16 protein-coding genes and 2 tRNA genes are annotated in these 22,354 nt (G+C 47.4%); 15 read left to right on the forward strand and 3 right to left on the reverse strand.

The annotated features are described in order from the left end of the window. Positions 1 to 20: 20 nt before the first annotated feature. On the forward strand, positions 21 to 1,013 hold the full coding sequence (zipA, locus tag ASC40_RS04840; protein ID WP_072243383.1) for a cell division protein ZipA: 993 nt from the start codon (positions 21 to 23) through the stop codon (positions 1,011 to 1,013). Between the two features lie 9 nt (positions 1,014 to 1,022). Next, on the forward strand, positions 1,023 to 3,068 hold the full coding sequence (ligA, locus tag ASC40_RS04845) for an NAD-dependent DNA ligase LigA (protein WP_055438653.1): 2,046 nt from the start codon (positions 1,023 to 1,025) through the stop codon (positions 3,066 to 3,068). 4 nt (positions 3,069 to 3,072) lie between these two features. Here the strand turns inward: ligA and ASC40_RS04850 are convergent, their stop codons facing one another. Together ASC40_RS04850 and gloB are read right to left on the reverse strand one after the other, a co-directional pair. Further along, a complete protein-coding gene (locus ASC40_RS04850; RefSeq protein ID WP_141656113.1) occupies positions 3,073 to 4,689 on the reverse strand; it encodes a LysM peptidoglycan-binding domain-containing protein in 1,617 nt (538 codons plus the stop codon). Between the two features lie 36 nt (positions 4,690 to 4,725). Then, the gene (gene gloB / locus ASC40_RS04855; RefSeq protein ID WP_055438655.1) at positions 4,726 to 5,436 is read right to left on the reverse strand and encodes a hydroxyacylglutathione hydrolase; all 711 of its coding nucleotides are present in this window, start codon (positions 5,434 to 5,436) and stop codon (positions 4,726 to 4,728) included. An 81-nt stretch (positions 5,437 to 5,517) separates the two neighbouring features. Here gloB and ASC40_RS04860 point away from each other — a divergent pair, with 81 nt between their 5' ends. After that, on the forward strand, positions 5,518 to 6,240 hold the full coding sequence (locus ASC40_RS04860; RefSeq protein WP_055438656.1) for a methyltransferase domain-containing protein: 723 nt from the start codon (positions 5,518 to 5,520) through the stop codon (positions 6,238 to 6,240). Positions 6,241 to 6,268: 28 nt separating this feature from the next. Then, the gene (locus ASC40_RS04865; protein ID WP_055438657.1) at positions 6,269 to 6,664 is read left to right on the forward strand and encodes a rhodanese-like domain-containing protein; all 396 of its coding nucleotides are present in this window, start codon (positions 6,269 to 6,271) and stop codon (positions 6,662 to 6,664) included. 1 nt (position 6,665) lies between these two features. On the opposite strand, the gene rnhA is transcribed toward ASC40_RS04865, so the two are convergent. Then, complete coding sequence (gene rnhA / locus ASC40_RS04870; protein ID WP_211256864.1) at positions 6,666 to 7,145, reverse strand: ribonuclease HI; 480 nt, start codon at positions 7,143 to 7,145, stop codon at positions 6,666 to 6,668. A gap of 218 nt (positions 7,146 to 7,363) precedes the next feature. On the opposite strand from rnhA, the gene dnaQ reads away from it, so the two are divergent. The 11 genes from dnaQ (at position 7,364) to dnaE (ending at position 22,324) form a co-directional block, all read left to right on the forward strand. Next, on the forward strand, positions 7,364 to 8,050 hold the full coding sequence (dnaQ, locus tag ASC40_RS04875) for a DNA polymerase III subunit epsilon (RefSeq protein ID WP_055438659.1): 687 nt from the start codon (positions 7,364 to 7,366) through the stop codon (positions 8,048 to 8,050). A 177-nt stretch (positions 8,051 to 8,227) separates the two neighbouring features. Continuing rightward, positions 8,228 to 8,304, forward strand: a tRNA-Asp gene (locus ASC40_RS04880). Positions 8,305 to 8,334: 30 nt separating this feature from the next. Then, positions 8,335 to 8,411, forward strand: a tRNA-Asp gene (locus ASC40_RS04885). Positions 8,412 to 8,450: 39 nt separating this feature from the next. Then, entirely contained in the window at positions 8,451 to 8,798 is a 348-nt protein-coding gene (locus ASC40_RS04890) for a YkgJ family cysteine cluster protein (RefSeq protein WP_055438660.1), read from the forward strand. Positions 8,799 to 8,911: 113 nt separating this feature from the next. Beyond that, positions 8,912 to 11,089, forward strand: a complete 2,178-nt coding sequence (locus tag ASC40_RS04895) for a M3 family metallopeptidase (RefSeq protein ID WP_055438661.1) — start codon at positions 8,912 to 8,914, stop codon at positions 11,087 to 11,089. A gap of 192 nt (positions 11,090 to 11,281) precedes the next feature. After that, the gene (locus tag ASC40_RS04900) at positions 11,282 to 13,873 is read left to right on the forward strand and encodes a TonB-dependent receptor plug domain-containing protein (protein ID WP_211256859.1); all 2,592 of its coding nucleotides are present in this window, start codon (positions 11,282 to 11,284) and stop codon (positions 13,871 to 13,873) included. 97 nt (positions 13,874 to 13,970) lie between these two features. Then, positions 13,971 to 15,179: an EAL and HDOD domain-containing protein gene (locus ASC40_RS04905; RefSeq protein ID WP_055438662.1), complete on the forward strand. Its 1,209-nt coding sequence runs from the start codon at positions 13,971 to 13,973 to the stop codon at positions 15,177 to 15,179. A gap of 80 nt (positions 15,180 to 15,259) precedes the next feature. Continuing rightward, positions 15,260 to 17,485 carry an NADP-dependent isocitrate dehydrogenase gene (locus ASC40_RS04910; RefSeq protein WP_055438663.1) on the forward strand — a complete coding sequence of 742 codons (2,226 nt, stop codon included), beginning with the start codon at positions 15,260 to 15,262 and terminating at the stop codon, positions 17,483 to 17,485. 86 nt (positions 17,486 to 17,571) lie between these two features. After that, entirely contained in the window at positions 17,572 to 17,814 is a 243-nt protein-coding gene (locus ASC40_RS04915) for a hypothetical protein (protein ID WP_055438664.1), read from the forward strand. A 26-nt stretch (positions 17,815 to 17,840) separates the two neighbouring features. Then, positions 17,841 to 18,758: a metallophosphoesterase gene (locus ASC40_RS04920; protein WP_055438665.1), complete on the forward strand. Its 918-nt coding sequence runs from the start codon at positions 17,841 to 17,843 to the stop codon at positions 18,756 to 18,758. Between the two features lie 59 nt (positions 18,759 to 18,817). Continuing rightward, positions 18,818 to 22,324: a DNA polymerase III subunit alpha gene (dnaE, locus tag ASC40_RS04925; protein WP_055438666.1), complete on the forward strand. Its 3,507-nt coding sequence runs from the start codon at positions 18,818 to 18,820 to the stop codon at positions 22,322 to 22,324. The last annotated feature ends 30 nt before the right edge of the window (positions 22,325 to 22,354 follow it).

Here is a 22,354-nt window from a genome sequence, read left to right on the forward strand (position 1 = left end):
AGGCAAGTGAGTTGCATGATATGAGTACGATGCAGATAGTTTTTAGTATCATCGGGTTAGTGCTAATCGCCGCGATTATCGGTCACGGTATATGGACCATTCGGCGCAATGAAAAAGCGCAGCAACAGCGCGCCGAAATAATCGAACAAAAGCGTCGACAAGTGGACAGCCAAGGCTTTGATGATGATGGTGTTGGCGCCGTTCGGGTCGTTAAAAGCGCACCGCGAAAAGCCGCCGAGAGTATTCCTGAGCCTCGTTTAGAGTCGATTGACGAGGTGCCTGAAGCGAAAAGTCATAAGGCTGCAGAACATGAGGTTCAGCCCGAAGTCGCTATTCGAGCCAGTGACGATGAGCCTGAACTTGATTTACCAGAAGTGAAAGTCGAGCACGAGGAGTTACTTGAGCGGTCGCAGACAAAATCTGCAGAGCCTGCGCCGGCAAGTGCCACACGAAAAGCGGATAGCAAACCTAGCGCTGAATCATCGCGCGCGTCGCAAACAACAACGACAAATGCATCGCAACCATCTCAGCAAAGTATGGAACTACCGCTTGAACGAAGCGATGACGAGCCAATGCTTAATGACGAACCGGACGAAGTTATTGTCCTGCACGTAAGCGGAGATATTCAGGGGGCTGTATTGTTGCAACAAATGACCGAGCTTGGTTTTAAGTTCGGTGATTTCGACATATTCCACCGCCACGTAGATACCGCTGGAAATGGCGCTGTGTTGTTCAGCTTAGCAAACATGTATAACCCGGGCAGCTTTAACATCGACTCCATAGAAACCTTCCAAACAGACGGCGTCGCCCTGTTTTTGGCCTTACCAATAAAAAGCAACTCGCTGCAGGCATTTAACATGATGCATAACGCCGCAGTGAAGCTAGCTGCTGCAGTAGGGCGCGGGCAGGTGCTCGACGAGCATCGTAATCCTTTGACTCGCCAAGCGGTGCAGCACATTCATCAGCGAATACGTGAATTTGAACGTAAACGGCTGATCAAACATTCAAGCTAAACGGACACCATGAACAGAGATTTATTTGAAGAAGAAAGCGCTACGAGCTCTCACGCAGAGCAGCGAGTCACGCAGTTACGGGCGTTGTTAACACGTTATAACCGTGAGTACTACGAACTCGATCAGCCAACGGTGCCTGATGCCGAATATGATCGCCTGTTTCGAGAGTTGGTTGAATTAGAAAAACGGCACCCCGAACTGCAAAGTGATGCGTCACCCTCGCAAAAAGTGGGTGGCCAAGCGCTAGATGCATTCACCCAAGTTACCCACGAAACGCCCATGCTGAGCCTTGATAATGCATTTTCTTCGGAAGAGTTTGAGGCTTTTGCAACACGCGTGGCAGAGCGTTTAGATAGCGCGACAGCAATTGCCTTTTGTTGTGAGCCCAAACTTGATGGCGCAGCCGTTAGTATTCTGTATGAAGGCGGTGAATTAGTGCGTGCTGCCACTCGTGGTGACGGTCAAACAGGCGAAGACATTACCGCTAACGTGCGTACAATTCGCAATGTTCCACTGCAATTGCAGGGTGATTTTCCAGCACGTGTAGAAGTGCGCGGCGAGGTGTTTATGCCGACCAACGCATTTGAAAAATACAATGAGAAAGCGCTTGCTGCGGGTGAAAAAACCTTTGCCAACCCACGAAATGCCGCAGCGGGTAGTTTGCGCCAACTCGATTCTCGCATTACAGCCAAGCGACCGTTGCATTTTTATGCCTATAGCATGGGCGTTGTTAGCGACGACATTGATTTAGCTGACACGCATTTTGGCCGCCTTGAACAATTACAAAATTGGGGGCTGCCTATTAGCGACGAAGTAAAAGTAGTGGCGCAAAGTAGCGCTTGTAAAACGTATTACGATGATATCTTGGCGCGTCGAGCAAAATTGCGTTATGAAATTGATGGCATCGTACTTAAGGTGAACAGTATTGCCCTGCAGCAAGACTTAGGCTTTGTTTCCCGAGCTCCGCGTTGGGCCATTGCCTGGAAATTTCCCGCGCAAGAAGAGTTAACTGTGATTCGCGGTGTCGATTTCCAAGTTGGCCGTACCGGCGCTATTACCCCGGTAGCTCGGCTTGAGCCCGTTGCCGTGGGTGGGGTAACCGTTTCTAATGCGACGTTACATAACGCCGACGAAATAGCGCGCTTGGATATTCGCATAGGCGACACTGTGATTATTAGGCGCGCTGGAGACGTTATTCCACAAGTTGTGCAAGTCGTGTTTGAGCGCCGCCCCGAAAGCACCCAAAAAATTGAATTTCCGCAGCATTGTCCGGTATGCGATTCCCACGTAGAACGGGCTGAAGGTGAAGCCGTTGCACGCTGCACTGGTGGGTTGATTTGTGCCGCGCAGCGACGTGAGGCCATTAAGCATTTTGCCGCTCGAAAGGCTATGGACATAGATGGGCTTGGCGATAAGCTGGTTGAACAGTTAGTGGAACGTGAGTGGGTAAAATCACCCGCTGATCTCTTCCGTTTGTCGGTTCGAGAATTGGCGCAGTTACCTCGTATGGGCGAAAAGTCGGCTGAAAAAATCAGTGCTGCAATAGCGGCTAGTAAAACAACAACCTTACCGAGGTTTTTGTATGCACTAGGTATTCGTGAAGTTGGCGAGGCGACAGCGGCAAACTTAGCATCTCATTTTGCGTCGCTAGAAGCGTTAAGCAACGCCAATATTGAAGAACTAGAAGCCGTCAGCGACGTAGGAACTGTGGTCGCTAGCCATATATACCAATTCTTCCGCGAACCTCATAACCAAGAGGTTATTAACGAATTACTGGAACTTGGTATCCATTGGCCGGCGGTTGAGAAATTAACACAGAGCGAAGCAACCTTAGCTGGTAATACTTACGTGTTGACTGGTACCTTGAGCCAAATGACGAGAGATGAAGCGAAGCATGCTTTACAAGCTCGTGGGGCAAAAGTTTCGGGTAGTGTGTCGGCTAAAACGACTGCAGTTATTGCTGGCGATAATGCTGGGTCAAAACTAACCAAAGCGGAACAACTTGGGGTGACCATACTCAGCGAGGCCGATTTAATCGACCTGCTGAATAGTTAATTGCTTAAGACTGCGTGTTTAACCGGGTAACATCAACGTATAGTTTAAGTTGCTGGCCCGGTTGCAGGTAGTTATTACGATTGATTTGATTCCATTTCTCAATGTCAGTAATACTCACATTAAAGCGCGATGCAATACGCGCTAACGAGTCACCCGAACGGACTTTATAATTAAGGCTGCGAACAACGCCAGCTGGCTTTTCTGAGTGAGGCAACCAAACGACTAATTTTTTGCCGGGGCGTAGTGGGTCGGTCGGCGCCATGCCATTCCAACTCGCTAATGACCGTAAATTCACATTATATTCGCGACTAATATCCCAGAGCGTGTCGCCGCTAACAACTTCATGCTCCACTTTGTATGCGCCACGCGATTGAGATTGCTTGCTCACTAAGCGTTGTTCTGCTGAGAGGCTGTATTCATCAAGGTCACGTGTGGCTACAGGCACCAATAGATGGTCACCGGCGCGAATAATATGGCCGGAAATATTATTGGCCTGTTGAATTGCTTTTGCGGTAGTGTGGTATTGCTTGGCAATAACTAACAAACTTTCACCAGATTTCACTTGGTGGCGAGTCCACTGCACGAGTTCTTTACTGTCGGCGGTGGCTAACCAAGTTTGTAATTTACTTGCATTTTCTATCGGCAACAATAAACGGTGTGGCCCGACAGGGTCAGTAGCCCAGCGGTTATAAGCTGAGTTGTAATGATGCAAAGTGTCCAGATCAAGTTCAGCTATTTCTGCAGCCTTAGCTAAGTCAATTTGGCTATGCGCTTCAACAACAGCTAAGTAGGGCTTATTGTCAATGGGAAGCCAATGTTTGGCATAGTCATCGTAATTTTTGAGAATGTCGGCAAGTGCGAGTAGCTTCGGTACGTAAGCACGAGTTTCTCGCGGTAGATCGAGTGACCAAAAATCGGTAGGTTTACCGGCGCGCTTATTACGGCGGATTGAGCCTGCTACTCGGCCTTCACCTGAGTTATACGCAGCTAAAGCATGCAGCCAGTCGCCGTCAAAACGTTTTTGCAAAGCATCAAGGTAATCCAGAGCAGCGTGCGTCGCTGCGTATACATCACGACGGCCGTCATACCACCAATTAATTTCTAAGCCATAGTGGCGCGCTGTACCTGGAATAAATTGCCAAACACCTGCGGCCCGACCGTGCGAGTACGCAAACGGATCAAATGCGCTTTCCACAATAGGTAACAAGGCTAACTCTAATGGCATGCCACGACGTTCAATCTCATCCACAATCATGTACATGAATGGTTGTGCGCGTTTAGCTACACGTTCCATGTAATATGGGTTATTTAAATACCAATTGCGCTGACTGACTAAGCGCGGAAGTTCAGGCGCTTCCATGGTTAACTGGCGACGAATACGTTGCCACAAATCGGCTTCTTGCTGAGGCGTAAGCTCAATGACTGCGGGCTCGACTTCGCTATGCTCAGCAATAGCCTCAGCCTCGAGTAAAGTATTCGTTTCAACAGGCTCTGCAACCGGCTCCGCAGGAACTGTTTGTATAGTTTCATTAGCAGCAGAGTCGCTTTGCCAAGGCGTTAACGAGCATCCCGTTGCCAAAGTACTCGAAATTGCCAGTGCTATCCATTTTTTCATGTACATCATTCCAAAACTCTAATTGGTCGGCAGTTTACGGGATTAGAACTGGTCTTTCCACCGCCGCAGCTCGGCAAAATGCTCAGAACCTTTGGCCCGTAAAAACGGATTAATTGCTTTTTCAATGCCAATTGTACTTGGCAACGTTTTTAACCCATGTTCGCGCAGTGCCCGAACTTGTTGGGCATATTGACGCAATGTTTCATTACTTGGTTCAGCTGCTAGCGCGAATTTTACGTTCGCTTCTGTGTATTCGTGTGCACAATAGACGCTGGTCATGTCGGGGAGTTCAGCTAAGCACTGTAAAGATTCATAAAACTGTTCAGGTGAGCCTTCAAACATGCGGCCACAGCCAGCAGAAAATAATGTGTCACCAACAAACACATGACCCGGTGTGTAAAAGCATATGTGGTCTAAAGTATGACCTGGGGTCGCGAAAACAGTAAAGGGTATGTCGCCGCTTAAACTAAAACGCTCACCATGACCGACCGGATTGGTGACTCCTTCGATAGTGTCGGTATGAGGGCCGTAGACAGTCACTGGGTAATCTTTAAGAAGCGGTAACAGGCCTTGGGTATGGTCCCAATGATGGTGAGTAATTAAGATGGCACTAATTTCCACGTCGTGGTGGCGCAGCCATTGGCGAACCGGCTGATCGTCGCCTGGGTCAACAATAATGGCATCAGCGCCGTCGTATGGCTGAATGGCCCAAATGTAGTTATCATCAAAGGCCGGAATTGCGGACACGTGCATAATTCACCATCCTATGAACGTAAGCGAACGTAAGCTAATAAACGTAGTTATACGTTGTCATTATAACGAGGGCAAGCAACGATGTTAAAGCCAGCACGCCGTGAAAAAGCCACAAAGGCGCCACTAAATTGGCAGCAGTTACCTCATGGATTATGGCTTAAGCAGCAATTAAGCGAAACGTTGGCGCCACATACGGCGAAAATGTTTGGCTATTATTCGGCTCGCTTGGGGCACTTAGCAGCGCAACTAGAATTACCGGAATTACGACTGCAACATGATTTTTCAGTAGCTGCGGATGCCGAGCCCAAAGTTAGAGCCGAGTTGGAACACTTGCCGTTTGCTGAGTCCGCGTTGGATGCAGTATTTTTAGTCGGGCAACTTGAATTTGAACGTGATCCACACCAAGTATTAAGGGAAGTGAGTCGCAGTTTAATTGCCGATGGCTACGTGGTGATTGCCGGCTTTAATCCGCTATCACCAGCATTATTAACTGGATTATGGCCGAGTAACTTGCGGCAATTACCATGGTGTGGTCGTTATTTTACCAAGGCACGCATATGCGACTGGCTGTCGTTGTTAAATTTTGAGGTGGTCGCATCGGGCTATGTGGGCGCAACACTAATGTGGTCTGCGACTAAGCGTCCGGATTTTGCGTTTGCTCGGCTGAGCCAAATGGCGCCACCACTGCGTAGTATGTACTATCTGGTAGCACGTAAGCGCGAGTTCCCGTTAACCGTTGTTCGTGTGCGCAAGCGCAATAAACCACGCATGAGTTCAATGCCCGTTGCAAATCGTGTTAAATAGAAATTTGTCGATAAAATAGGAGTTGTTGATGTTAAGTCCGAAGGAATACTGTGCTCAAGCGCAAGCGAACGTAACTGAAGTAGACATACATGCATTGCAGCAAAAAATTGCCGAGGGAGCTCGCGTGATTGATGTACGGGAACCAGGTGAATTTGCCGCTGGGCATATCCGTCAAGCCGTGAACATGCCTCGTGGCGTGTTAGAAATGCAAATTAATCAACACCCTGCGGTAGCCGGATATGACGACGCACTGCAGCGAATTGCTGAAGAACCATTGTATTTAATTTGTCGCTCCGGTGGGCGCTCAGCGTTAGCTGCGGAGTCGTTAGTGCGTATGGGCTTTGATAAAGCGAAGGTCATTTCTGTCGCCGGCGGTATGCAGGCTTGGGAAGAAGCCAAATACCCACAAGTTGCCGGCGAATAAACTAAGCCTCTGGATTGAACCCGCTGTCCTCAAGCAGTATCTTGCTGCTTGCTGCGACGCGGGCAAGTTCGTCGCAGCGCTCATTTTGTGGGTGGCCAGCATGGCCTTTCACCCAGTCCCAACGCACTGAATGATGACGCTGCGCGGCCTGGTCAAGAGCTTGCCATAAATCGGCGTTTTTTACTGGTTTGCGGTTTGAAGTACGCCAACCGTTTTTTTTCCAGTTATGAATCCAGCTTTGAATACCTTGGCGTAGGTATTGACTATCTGTCGTTAACACGACATCGCAGGGCCGAGTTAAAGCCTCTAAACCCTTTACCGCAGCAAGCATTTCCATGCGATTATTGGTGGTTAATTTATAACCCTGCGACAATTCCTTTTGGTGTTCACCGTATTCAATAACCACACCATAGCCACCAGGCCCTGGGTTACCTAGGCAGGATCCGTCAGTATAGATGTGTACTTTTTTCGACATATAAATGTTACTCGTTTTTCGTGCGCTGCGCTGTTCGTTATTGGTTGATAGTTTGCTTGTTTTGTTGAGTCGGAACAAGTAAACACATCAAAAAATATCAAATCCACTTGGTTCTAAAATTCTGTTAGACTCGTGCTTCTAACCAATAGCGAATAACGAACAGCGCAGCGAACGAACAACGAACAACGAACAACGAACAACGAACAACGAACAACGGAATACCTATGCGACAAATAGTTCTTGATACAGAAACCACCGGTTTAGATCCCGCCCAAGGCCATCGGATCATTGAAATTGGTGCGGTTGAAGTGATTCGCCGAAAATTAACCGGTCGAACCTTCCATGTTTATATCAATCCGCAGCGCGTCGTTGAGCAAGAAGCTATTGAAGTGCACGGAATCACCAACGAGTTTCTGCAGGACAAGCCTGTATTTGCGCAGATAGCGGATGACTTTTTAAATTTTATTGAAGGTGCTGAGTTAGTTATTCATAACGCTGCGTTCGACGTTGGCTTTATGAATCATGAGTTCGCATTACTGCGTAACGGTACCGGTAAAACGACGGACTACTGCACTGTGCTTGATACGCTGATGTTAGCGCGAGAAATGCGACCAGGGCAGAAAAATAATTTGGATGCTCTGTGTCGTGCCTATGGTATCGACAACTCAAACCGAACCTTCCACGGTGCATTGCTTGATGCTGAGTTGTTAGCCGATGTTTACCTGATGATGACCGGCGGGCAGACTAAACTCGAGCTAGCTGGCCAACATAAACATCAGAAAGGCTCACAGAATACAGGGTGGACGCGCATTGAGAATAAACCTGCACTGAAAGTGGTGCGTGCCAATGCAGATGAAGAGCAAGCGCATCAGCAGCGACTGGCAATAATTGATAATCATTTGTGGCAATAGTTTTTCGTTGTTTAGGGTCGGCTAGGTTGTAGAGTTAGCTACTTTTGCAACGTTTTGCGCATTTTTCAGGCAAACGATACAAAAGTTGAAAAAAAAGGTTGACGATAGAATGCCGCACTCGTAATATTCGCTCCGCATTCAGGGGCACCCACCCGGGTTACCCAGAATCAGGAAAGCGGAGCGGTAGTTCAGTTGGTTAGAATACCGGCCTGTCACGCCGGGGGTCGCGGGTTCGAGTCCCGTCCGCTCCGCCACTTTCCTGAAAATTGGTTTCATACCGCTGCGGAGCGGTAGTTCAGTTGGTTAGAATACCGGCCTGTCACGCCGGGGGTCGCGGGTTCGAGTCCCGTCCGCTCCGCCATTTCAAACGATTATCTATTCTTTTTTGGAGTGTCGTGCGATGAGTTTGGCTAACGCCTGCTTGACGTGTGGGGCTTGCTGCGCGTCTTATCGTGTATCTTTCTACTGGGGCGAAGCAACTGGCGCTCCTGAAGGTTATGTTCCCAGCGAACTGACTGAATCCTTTCATCCTTATTTGCTGTGCATGCAGGGCACCAATACTAAATACCCGCGATGTGTAGCGTTGGAAGGCGAAATTGGTCAGCACGTAAGTTGCAGTATTTATCAAAACCGTCCTAGTCCATGTCGCGACTTTGATATCTCCATCAATGGTTCAAACCCTTATTGTGACAAAGCGCGCGCTAAATATGGTCTCGCCAAGCTTATTCCTGTGCAAGAAGTAGCCTGATACAGCGCGCGAATGGGGTAAATTGTTACAATTGCGCCATGAATGGCTCTTGAGCCGATCTGCATAGGGGGTTACATTAGTAGGGTTAAATACAACCACAAGGGAGATACCTTATGCGCAAGAGCCTAATCGCTGTTGCTATTGGCGCGACATTAACGGTCGCTGCATGTTCTGATAAAGAAGCAACGCAAGCTGTGAATGAAACAGCTCAAACCGAACAAACACAAGCAGTTGAATTTAATCAAAGCAACCCATTTTATGCTGAGAGCTCGCTGCCTTTCCACGCGCCAGATTTTTCAAAGATCAAATTTGAGCATTACAAGCCAGCATTATTGGCAGGTATGGAAGCGCATAGCAAAGAAATTGAAGCTATTGCGAATAACGCTGAAGCACCAACTTTTGAAAACACGATCGTTGAAATGGAGCGCTCTGGTGCTTTATTAAGCCGTGTTGCATCAGTTTTCTATAACGTTGCTGGTTCAAACGGTAATGATCAGACCCGCGCTTTGCAAGGCGAGTTGGCGCCATTAATGGCCGCTCATGGTGATAGTATTTCATTAAACCCGAAATTATTCGCTCGCGTTAAAGCCGTATACGAAAACCGCGACAGCCTTGAAGGCGAAGCATTGCGTTTAGTGGAAGACACCTACAAAGGTTTTGTGCGTTCAGGTGCAGAGCTTAACGAAGAAGCAAAAGACAAAATTCGCGCAATTAATACCGAATTATCGTCATTAACTACTGAGTTTCAGCGCAACTTAATGGCGCTGGCCAAAGAAAATATGGTGATTGTTGATGACAAAGCGCAACTTGCGGGTTTAAGCGACACTGAAATTCAACAGCTAGCCGATGCAGCCACGGCTGCAGGTCATGAAGGCAAATACGCGATTTCAATTACTAATACGACGCGTCAGCCGATTTTGTCATCGTTGGAAAACCGTGAAGTACGTCAGCGCGTGTGGGAAGCATCAGCTTACCGCGGTACTGGCAACACTGAAACGGACAACCGTCCGCTGGTTAAGCGTTTAGCTGAATTGCGTGCGCAGAAAGCGCAGCTGTTAGGGTACGACACCTGGGGTGACTACGTATTAGAAACCAGCATGGCAGGTAGCCCAGAAGCTGCGCAAAAAATGTTGCGTGACTTAGTACCAGCAGTTGTCAGCAACGTTGAAGCTGAAAAAGCTGAAATTCAAGCGATGATCAACAGCGAAGGCGGTGATTTTGAAGTTCAGCCTTGGGACTGGGCTTACTATGCAGAAAAAGTGCGTGCTGAAAAATATGCACTAAATGCAGAAGAAGTTAAACAATATTTCGAATTTAACCGTGTGGTTGAAGACGGCGTATTTTATGCCATGAACCAGCTCTTTGGAATTAGCTTTGAGCAGCGTGATGACATTCCTACCTACGGCGATAACATCCGCGTTTATGAAGTAAAAGACATTGATGGCGAAACACTTGGTTTATTCTATGGCGACTGGTTTACCCGTGACGGTAAGCGCGGTGGCGCTTGGATGAGTTCATTTGTTAGTCAGTCTGAATTACTAGGCAACAAACCGGTAATTTTGAACAACCAAAACATCAAAAAAGCTGCAGAAGGCCCAACTTTCCTGAGCTTTGATGAAGTAAGCACCATGTTCCATGAAATGGGTCACGGCTTGCACGGCATGTTCTCTGACGTAATGTACCCATCACTGGCGGGTACGTCAGTGTCGCGCGACTACGTTGAGTTTCCTTCAACGTTCCAAGAAGACTGGATGTTGAACGAAAAAGTACTGAATAACTTTGCCAAGCATTATGAAACTGGCGAACCAATGCCAAAAGAATTACTTGATAAAGTGATGGCTGCGAAAAACTTCAACATGGGTTATGACACACTTGAATATATCGCGTCAGCCTTGTTGGATTTTGAGTACCACACCTTAACGCCTGAAGCGGCAGCAAGCATTGAAGATGTTGCGGCATTTGAGGCTGCAGCACTTGAGCGTAATGGCGTAGCGATTGACGCGGTACCACCACGTTATAAATCAACCTTCTTCGCTCATGTGTTTGCCGGTGGTTATTCTGCTGGATATTACGCGTATATGTGGTCAGAAATTTTGGCTGCTGATGCGTTCAAATATATGCAAGAGCAGGGCGGTTTAACGCTCGAAAATGGTCAGAAATTCCGTGACACTATTTTGTCAAAAGGTAACAGTAAAGACCCAATGCAACAGTACATCGACTTCCGTGGCCAAGAGCCAACTGGTGAAGCGTTACTTGAGCGTCGTGGCTTAACCACACCTAAAATTGACTAAATATTTAATTAATCGGTACTGAAAAAACAGAGCCTCGGCTCTGTTTTTTTTGTGCAAATAAAATTTCTTTATATAGTTAATAAATGGTTAAAGCTGTTAATTAAATTGATTTTTTTCAAATTTATTTCATAAATAAGTAAGCAACTCATGAAGTTGCGACAACAACAGATAACATTACCAGGGAATGTATTTATGAAAAAAATCAATTTACCTTTCGGGGTGTCGCTGTGTGCTATAGCAGTGGCTGCAGCGTTGCCGCAAATAGCATTGGCACAGGACAATTCAGAAGTAAGCGAAACGGAAGCGCAAGAGCGAATCACAGTGACGGGTTCGCGCATTAATCGAACCGATTTGGAAACCGCTTCGCCTGTTGAAATTATTTCTCGCGAAGACATTGAAGCTTCAGGCTTTTCTAATCTTCAACAATTATTGGAGCGCTCCCCCGCGGCCGGTGTTGGTACCTTTTCGACCCGCGGCAACAGTCAAGACTCAACCGCCAATGGCGGGGCCGCGGTAAGCTTACGAGGCTTTGGTGCTGATGCGACCTTGGTGCTGGTGAATGGTCGCCGCGTTAACGTGTCTGCGTTTGCTGAAGGTGTTGCCAATTCATTTGTTGATATCAACACAATACCGGTGGCCGCCATTGAGCGTATCGATATTTTAAAAGATGGTGCGTCAGCTATTTATGGCTCGGATGCAGTGGCTGGTGTTGTTAACGTTATTCTTCGCAAAGACTACGAAGGAATGGAGCTTAGTTTAAGCCATGGCGCCACGACAGGGCCTAGCTATGACGAAACTTCAGTCAGTACAGTTTGGGGGACAGGTTCAGCAACGAGCAACACCACGGTGATTTTTGACTACTATAAAAACACGTCGATTATGGGGTCAGAAATGGGGCGCTTTGGTACCGCCAACCAAGCTCCTTATGGTGGTAATGACTTCCGCTCTTCTCGTGGTTATCCAGGAAACTTCATTCTGAACGGTCAAGTGGTGATTGATCCAGACTGTCCGCCAGAACAAACTTTTGGTCAAACTTGTGTCTACGATTATGGGCCAGCCACCATGACTTGGCCTGAAGCTGAGCGAGTTGGTGCTATGGTGTTGTCTAACTTTCAAATTACGAGTGACATGGATGCCTACATCGAGTTTGCCGCTCAGCACAACAGTTCGAAGGCTGGCGGGGCCGCAACGCCGTTAGATGGCGATGCGGGCTTGTATGTACCGGCAAATCATCCAAACAATCCATGGGGTGAACGGGTAGAAATTAACCGTTATCGTACTGTCGATGCTGGTAACCGAGTGTGGGATATTGAGTCAGATACCTTACGGTTTGTGGCTGGCTTACGCGGCTATCTTGATACTTGGGCATGGGATGTGTCTGCTACCAAAGCGCGTAGTCGTGGCCTGCAAACAGGTAGCAAAGATCAAGGCTGGGTGCGTACGGATTTTCTGCAAGAGGAAATTAATGCTGGCCGATATAATCCATTTGGCGGGGTCACCAACGACCCAGCGGTTATTGATGCTATTACCACAAGTTTAGTGCGTCGTGGCGAGTCACATCTGACTGCCGTAGATGCGAGCATTAGCGGTGAGCTTTTTCAGCTTGGCGATAATATGGTGTCAATGGCTGCAGGTTTTGAGTATCGCGAAGAAGATGTTGTTGATACCCCAGATGATCAATTCCAACGCGGTTTAATTTTTGGTACTGAATCTGTTTCGGCACAAGCGGAGCGTGATCAATGGGCGGCCTATGCTGAGTTTTTAGTGCCCTTAGCCGATGCAGTTGAGCTAAGTTTAGCGCTACGTCACGATGATTACAGTGATTTCGGCTCAAGTACCAACCCGCAAGCAAAAATTCAGTGGTTTGTTTCTGATGATATCACTGTTCGAGCGTCGGCCGGAACAGGTTTCCGCGCACCCTCACTAGCACAAATTGGTTTGGGCCCGTCGCAAGTATCTCAGTTCTTTACTGATACCTATCGTTGTCCAACGCCAGATCCGAACAACCCAGCCTGTGCCGCGACTGACTACACGATAGTTTTTGGTGGTAACCCGAACCTTGAGGCAGAAGAGTCGGAAAGCTGGAACATTGGTGGTGTATGGCAAGTAAACGACAGTTGGGACGTTAGTTTGGATTACTGGTCAATTGTGCAAGACAACAAAATTGACCGAAATAACTATGAACTTGTTTATGCAGCAGAGTGTAATGATCAAAACAGCACAATATGTGTGCGTTTGCCGCCGCTGCCCGGTGAAACCTTAGGTTCGTTATCAACCCTATATAACAGCTATATCAACATCAGCTCGCAAGAAGCAACAGGGCTTGATGTGTCGACCAACTATTTGTGGCCGATTAGTGGTTTTGGTGATCTTAAGTTTGGTTTGGATTGGACTTACATGACCAAGTTTGAGAAAAATGGTATCGATTATGCGGGTGAGTATAATTACCCACAACATCGTTGGATTGGCAGTGTAGATTGGACGCGCGATGCATGGGGGGCGACAGCGATTGTCACTTACATCGGCGAGTTTGAAGATTATCAGTCACCGCAAGATGTCGAAAACTCGAAAGCGCGTACGGTTGATGCACATATGATGCTGGACTTACAAATGCGTTACGACATTAGCCAAGCCACGCGGTTAAGTGTTGGAGTCAATAATATCCTCGACGAAGAGCCGCCCTTTGCTATTGGGGACGGTGATGGCGACCTTTATGGATATGCATCAAGCGTTCATAATCCACGTGGCGCTTTTGCTTATGCGAAGTTGAACTTTAAGTTTTAAGCTTTGCTAAAAATCATGCAAAAGGGGACAGAGCTAGCTCTGTCCCCTTTTTTTTGGTATATAGTGACGTAAAATAAATGTGAAAGAGAGTAATGGAATGCCAGACACTTTGTTCGCCTCACAGCCTATTTACGACCATACAGGTAAAATTTACGCGCACGAATTACTCTACCGTCATGAGGACGGGATTACTGCGTTTGAAGTTGGCGATAGTGTCGCAACAAGCGAAGTTTTATATAACTTATGCACAGGGTTGCTGGATTACGTTGAACACATAAAGTTACCTGTGTGCGTGAATGTATCGACTGAGTTTTTGCTGTCTGGTCTATTCTTACCCTTGGCACCTGAACACGTTATTGTCGAGCTGGTTGAACGTATTGAACCCACCAACGAAATAGTTGACGCCATTCGGCGCTGGGTGGCCAAAGGCTTTCGTTTTGCGCTGGATGATTTTGAATTTCAAGATAGTTGGCAGCCATTACTGGAATTAGCCACCATCATTAAAGTTGATATTGAACGCACGCCGTTTGAAGTTGCGCAGCAACGTTATGAAGAACTGCGACATTTAAACGTTTTATGGCTAGCCGAACGTATTGAAGACGAACCTACATTAAATAGCTATAAAGAACTCGGTTTTGATTTATTTCAGGGCTATTTCTTAGCCAAGCCAACAGTGGTTGAAGGCAAACGTGTTCCCTCAGCAGCTGCTACGCAGCTAACCTTAGTTATTAATCAATTATTTTCAGAAGAGCCCGAACTTTACGAAATTGTTGCAGCATTGCAGACCGACCCGGTACTGGTGGTAAATTTATTACGAATTGCCAACAGCCCTTATTATGGTGTGACACGCAAAATTGAATCGCTCAAAGAGGTGGTCATGTTGCTTGGGTTGGAACCGCTTCGTAAATGGGTTCTATTAATTGTTTCGGTGAAAGGCCAAGCTCCTGAAAAAACAAAATTTGTTCTAACACGTGCATACATGTGTAGCGAATTGGCGCGCAAAAAAGATCCGTTCAACCGTTTATCAGGGCCGGCATTTTTAGTGGGGTTACTAGCGGGCTCAGATGTTTTATTAGGCATTGATAAAAAAACCTTTTTGCGAGACCTCAACATTTCAGAAGCGGTACGTGCGGCGGTGTTACAAAGGGGGGGCGAACTAGGCGATTACCTCAAAGCGGTTGAAGCTTTTGAATATGATCTTGCAATGAAGACCCCTTTAGAAAAGCATGGTGATTTATTTGATGTCTACCAACAATGCCATTTCTTGGTGAATGAACTACTCAGCAACGTTGCTATCGAACAGTAAGCTTGAGCTAGTGATTTGAGCTGTATCCTGCTATAATTCGGGCCACTTTTTCTGTCCTGAACTAATGAATAGGAATCACTATGTCGACTGATAGTTCAAAGATTATTTACACTGAAACTGATGAAGCACCACGTTTAGCAACCTATTCGTTGTTGCCAATTATTCGTGCCTTTACTGATGCCGCGGGCGTCAGCGTTGAAACACGCGACATCTCTTTAGCTGGCCGTATTATTGCTAATTTCCCTGAGTTTTTGAACGACGACCAGCGCATTGGCGATGCGTTAGCAGAACTTGGTGAGCTGGCGAAAACGCCAGAAGCAAATATCATCAAACTTCCGAATATCAGTGCATCTATTCCTCAGTTAACTGCAGCCATTAAAGAGCTTCAGCAACAGGGCTACAACCTGCCAAACTATCCATTTGAGCCACAAACCGACGAAGAACGCGACGTGAAAGCGCGTTACGACAAAATTAAAGGCTCAGCGGTAAACCCGGTATTGCGTGAGGGTAACTCTGACCGTCGTGCACCAACGTCTGTAAAAAACTACGCCAAAAAGCACCCGCATCGTATGGGTGCATGGTCTAGCGACTCACAAACCCACGTTGCGCATATGAGCGACGGCGATTTTTATAGCAGCGAACAGTCAACCACGTTTGCACAAGCAGATGACTTGAAAATTGTATTAAACACGCCAGCTGGTCAGACAGTACTGAAAGACTCAGTGAAAGTGTTGGCTGGCGAAGTGGTTGACGCCGCGCGTATGAGTGCAGCGCAATTACAAGCGTTTTTTGCCAAAGAAACGGCTGCCGCAAAAGAAGAGGGCATTTTGTTGTCGTTGCACTTAAAAGCAACCATGATGAAAGTGTCAGATCCAATTATGTTTGGCCATGCCGTGAAAGTTTATTTTGCTGATGTGTTTGCGAAGCATGCTGAAACCTTCAAGCAATTGGGCGTTGATGCAACCAACGGTTTTGGTGACGTGCTAGCTAAAATTGCTGAGTTACCAGCAGACGAGCGTGCTGCCATTGAAGCAGATATTCAAGCGGTATATGACAACCAGCCTGAATTAGCTATGGTGAACTCAGATAAAGGCATCACCAACTTGCACGTGCCAAGCGACGTAATTATTGATGCGTCAATGCCAGCGATGATTCGTGATGGCGGCAAAATGTGGGACCGTCAAGGCAAAACCCAAGACACCAAAGCAATGATTCCAGATCGTTGCTATGCGGGTGTTTACCAGGCCACTATCGATTTCTGTAAAGCCAATGGCGCATTTGACCCTGCCACCATGGGTACGGTGCCAAACGTGGGCCTGATGGCACAAAAAGCCGAAGAGTATGGCTCTCACGATAAAACCTTCGAAATTCCGGCCGACGGTACCGTGGTGGTATTAAACCAAGCAGGCGAAACTGTATTTTCACACGACGTACAAAAAGGCGATATCTGGCGTATGTGTCAGGTAAAAGACGCGCCAATTCGTGACTGGGTTAAATTGGCAGTGAATCGTTCACGCTTAAGCGGTATGCCAGCAGTATTTTGGTTAGACGAAAACCGCGCTCATGACGCGCAGTTAATCAAAAAGGTAAATACTTACCTTAAAGAGCATGACACTGACGGTTTAGATTTGCGTATTTTGGCACCAACTGAAGCGACTAAGCACACTTTAGCGCGCATGAAAGATGGCCAAGACACAATTTCGGTAACTGGTAACGTGTTGCGTGACTACTTAACCGACTTGTTCCCAATTCTTGAGTTGGGTACTTCAGCGAAAATGTTGTCTATTGTGCCATTGATGAACGGTGGTGGTTTGTTTGAAACTGGCGCTGGTGGTTCGGCACCGAAGCACGTGCAACAGTTTGTTGAAGAAAACTACCTGCGCTGGGATTCTCTCGGTGAATTTTTGGCGTTAGCTGCGTCGTTAGAGCATTTGGCGCAACGTAACAACAATGACCGCGCACAAATCTTAGCAGACACGTTAGACGCGGCAACAGCTAAGTTCCTTGAGAACGACAAGTCGCCAGCACGTAAGCTTGGTCAAATTGACAACCGTGGTAGCCATTTCTACTTGGGTATGTATTGGGCCGAAGCATTAGCTGCGCAAACGAAAGACAGCGCATTAGCAGAGCGTTTTGGTAAGTTGGCCAATGCATTACAAACCAACGAAGCCAAAATTATTGAAGAGCTTAACGGCGTGCATGGCAATAGCGTAGAAATTGGTGGCTATTATCAGCCTAACGCTGAGTTAGTCGATAAAGCGATGCGCCCATCAGCCACACTTAACAGCGCTTTAGCAAGTCTTTAATACCGAAATTTTTAAGTATTCGGTGTACTATAAAAGGGTGTCAGTGTTGTGCTGGCGCCCTTATTTTTTGAAACAAGGAAAAGGCCATGACCGACAACGTAGAATATATTCAAAGCCCATTGTGCCAGCAGTATAGCGATAGTGGCCAAACGGTAGATATTGATATTTATCGCACAGAAGACTCGGGTTGGATTTTAGAAATTGTCGACAGTGGCAATAACTCCACGGTTTGGGAAGACCCATTTGAAACCGACCAAGACGCTTTAGATGAAGCCTTAGATGCATTAAAACAAGAAGGCATTGAAGCTTTTGTCGGCACCTTTGAATAAACAACGCGAGTCGTAAATAATTAGTTATGTATGACATTATCGGTGACGTACACGGCCATGCCGACCAACTAATAGCGTTACTAAAAAAGCTTGGCTATGAGAAAAAATCGGGTGCGTGGCGACACTCCGAGCGCCAACTCATATCTGTGGGTGATTTGATAGACCGTGGCCCTTTGCAACGGGAAACGGTCGATACCTTGCGAGCTATGGTTGATGCCGGTAGCGCGCAAGTGATTATGGGCAATCATGAGCTCAACGCGGTGGCTTGGACATTACCAGATGGGCAAGGTGACTATTTGCGCAAACACAGTGCGGGTAACCTGAAGCATCATCGTGAATTTTTGCTGCAAGCAAAACCAGAGTCAGATTGGTATAATAGCACCTTGGCCTGGTTTCGTCAGTTGCCTTTGTACTTAGACTTACCCGAATGCCGAGTTGTACATGCGTGCTGGCACGAGCCCGCCAAGCAAGTTGTCGATGACCATACTTGCGCAGCAAACAAGTTACGCGATGAAGCCGCTTGGTATGCAGCTCATGATCGTGAGCATCAGCTACACTCTGCTATAGAAACGCTCTGCAAAGGCTTGGAAGTTGCGCTACCCGATGGCTTGCATTTTCACGATAAAGCAGGGGTTAAACGCACGGCGATGCGAACCCGTTGGTGGCAAGCGCACAGCACTAATTATCGTGACTTAGCTTTGGGTGTGGAACCGCTGCATAGTTTACCCGACCGAGATATTCCAGATACCGTTATGCCAGGCTATGCCGCTGACAAACCAGTATTTTTTGGTCATTATTGGATGCGTGGCACACCACATGTACTTACTCCTCAGGTTGCTTGCCTAGATTGGTCTGTTACACAGCCAAATGGCCGGCTGGTAGCATATCGCTACGATGGCGAGCAGCAATTACGTAATGACAAGTTTATTTGGGTCATGACATAGCCGCGCGCTTGCGGCACAATAACTCAATAATAACTGACAACAGTGTATGAACTAGGCGCATGAGCGAAAACAACAAGCGACAACCTCAATTTATTCATCTGCGAGTTCACAGCGACTTTTCCATGGTCGATGGCTTAGCTAAGGTTAAACCTATCTGTGAAGATGTTGCTGCCAAAGGGATGCCGGCGGTTGCGCTAACCGACCAAATGAACATGTGTGGTTTGGTTCGTTTTTATCGCACCGCGCATGCTAACGGTTTAAAGCCAATTGTCGGCTGTGACTTATGGGTGCTGCCAGAAGGCTGGACAAGCGACTCACAAGAGCAACCGTTTCGACTAACAGTATTGGCCATGAATAATCATGGTTATCAGCAGTTAACTCAGCTGATTAGTCGCGGTTATTTGGCTGGTCATCGGGCTGGCAGGCCCTGTGTTGATCAAGCTTGGTTAGCGGAGCACCAGCAAGGCTTGTTGCTATTGTCTGGTGGTCGCGAGGGTGATATTGGCGCCAAGTTGCTACAAAACCGCCATGCCGAAGCCCGCGAAGCTTTAGCGTTTTATCAACAGCACTTTACCGATCGATTTTTTCTTGAATTGCAACGCACGGGGCGCCCCGGCGAAGACGACTATGTGCATGCCGCTGTTAGGTTAGCCGCTGAATGTGATGTGCCGGTGGTTGCCACTAATGAAGTCGTATTCTTAAAGTCGGAAGACTTTAATGCTCATGAAGTGCGTGTGGCTGTGGCCGACGGGTATACGCTTGATGATAAACGCCGACCGAAGAAATACAGCGCTGAGCAATATTTGAAAAGCCCTGAAGAAATGGCCGAGTTGTTTGCAGATATTCCTGAGGCTATTGAAAATACAGTAGAAATAGCTAAGCGTTGTAATGTCACGGTCAAGCTTGACGAATATGTTCTGCCTGAATTCCCAACTGGCGGCATGAGCCCCGAAGACTTTTTGGTGAAAAAATCCCAAGAAGGCTTAGAGGAGCGCCTGCAGCTATTGTTTCCTGACGAACAGGAGCGGCAACAGCAGCGTAAACCTTACGATGAGCGCCTGCAAATTGAACTTGATGTAATCAACCAAATGGGCTTCCCTGGTTACTTTTTGATCGTGATGGAATTTATTCAGTGGTCAAAAGATAACAATATTCCTGTGGGCCCAGGGCGGGGATCTGGTGCGGGCTCATTGGTGGCCTATGCGCTTAAAATTACCGACTTAGACCCGCTGGAGCTGGATCTTCTCTTCGAGCGATTCTTGAACCCAGAGCGGGTATCCATGCCCGACTTTGATATCGACTTTTGTATGGATCGTCGAGACGAAGTTATTGAACACGTAGCTGACTTATATGGCCGGGAAGCGGTTTCACAAATCATTACCTTCGGTACTATGGCTGCCAAGGCTTCGATACGTGACGTAGGCCGCGTACTTGGTCACCCGTATGGGTTTGTCGATAAAATCACGAAGTTAGTGCCGGGTGACCCGGGCATGACCCTAGAAAAAGCTTTCGAAGTTGAACCGCGCTTGGTTGAAATGTACGAGCAAGATGACGATGTACGCGAAATTATCGACATGGCGCGAATTCTTGAAGGGGTGACGCGTAACGCAGGTAAACACGCCGGTGGGGTGGTTATTGCCCCAGAAAAAATCACTGACTTTTCGCCACTATATTGTGATGAAGAAGGCAAACAACCGGTTACTCAGTTTGACAAAAACGACGTGGAAGCAGCGGGCCTGGTGAAGTTCGACTTTTTGGGTTTACGTACGCTAACTATTATTCAGTGGGCGCTCGACATGGTAAACGCCAACCGTCAACGGGACGGCAAAGCACCGATCGACATCAATCAGATTCCGCTTGATGACCCGCGCTGTTTCAAACTGCTGAAAAAGGCGTCCACTACCGCGGTGTTTCAGCTTGAATCATCAGGTATGAAGCAGCTGATTAAGAAGCTACTGCCGGATAGTTTTGAAGATATCATCGCACTGGTGGCCTTGTTCCGGCCCGGCCCATTGCAGTCGGGCATGGTGGATAACTTTATTGACCGTAAACATGGCCGCGAAGAAATATCTTACCCAGATAAAGACTATCAACATGAACTGTTGAAGCCCATATTAGAGCCAACCTACGGCGTTATTTTGTACCAAGAGCAGGTTATGCAAATAGCCCAGGTACTTGCCGGTTATTCGCTTGGCGGCGCTGACTTGTTACGCCGTGCTATGGGTAAGAAAAAGCCGGAAGAAATGGCCAAGCAACGGGCAGTATTTGAAGAAGGTGCGCGTAAAAACGGCATTGACGGTGAGCTAGCAATCAAAATTTTCGACTTGGTGGAAAAATTTGCCGGGTATGGTTTTAACAAATCACACTCAGCTGCTTATGCTTTGGTGTCGTACCAAACGCTGTGGATGAAAACCCACTTTCCGGCTGAGTTTATGGCGGCCGTCATGTCCGCTGATATGGATAACACCGACAAAATTGTGACCTTAGTTGATGAATGCGAAAACATGGGGCTTAAACTTTTACCGCCCGATGTGAACGTGGGGCAGTATAAGTTCACGGTAGATGCCGAACAACGCATTGTGTACGGCATTGGTGCCATAAAAGGTGTTGGTGAGGGCCCCATTGAAGCGATTTTAGCCGCACGTGCTGACGGCCCTTTTACCGACTTATTTGATTTCTGCTGTCGGGTTGACCTGAAGAAGCTTAATCGTCGGGTGCTAGAAAAACTGATTAAAGCTGGCGCCATGGACTCGCTCGGCCCACACCGCGCAACCATTATGGCCAGCTTAGAAAAAGCCATGCGTCAGGCAGAGCAACATGCGCGCGCTGAGGCGATTGGTCAAAGTGATTTGTTTGGGGTTTTAGCGACCGCCAACGACGACGTTGAAATTGAACATGAGTTTGTGCACGTTGCACCATGGCAAGAAGCCATGTGGCTTGAAGGCGAACGCGAAACCCTTGGGCTATACTTAACAGGGCACCCAGTAAATCGGTATCGCAGCGAATTAAAAAACTATGTGCCATGCGTATTGGCTGACGTGAAACCGACAGGGCGCGATCAGACCACGACGGTAGCTGGGTTAGTGGTTGATGTACGAACTATGTTGAACCGACAAAACCAACGTTGGGCGATTGTGACCTTGCATGATAAAACAGCACGTTTTGATGTACGGTTTTATGCTAAAGATTATGAAAATTATCAGCATTTGCTCGAAAAAGACCAAATTTTAGTGATAAAAGGAGAGGTCAGCTTTGATGATTACTCCGCAGCCAATACAATGACGGCTCGCGAAGTGATGACCATTATCGGTATGCGGGAGCAATACGCCAAGACGTTACGCATATCGGTTCGTCCAGAGCACCTTGAAGGGCAGGGCTTAATGCAGCTAAAACAGCTCATTGAGCCACATAAAGAGGGCGCTTGCCCATTGCACATTCGTTATGTGCGGCCCGATGTTGAAGCCGAATATGTTGCGGCCACAGAATGGTATGTGACCCCAACCGATGAATTGATTTACGAATTACAACAACGATTAGGTAATCAAGCTGTTGAATTAGAGTTTTAATGGCAACTTAATTAGTGGCAAACAGGAGCC

The sequence above is a fragment of the Pseudidiomarina woesei genome (genome assembly GCF_001418345.1).
In the GTDB taxonomy this organism is placed as follows: domain Bacteria; phylum Pseudomonadota; class Gammaproteobacteria; order Enterobacterales; family Alteromonadaceae; genus Pseudidiomarina; species Pseudidiomarina woesei.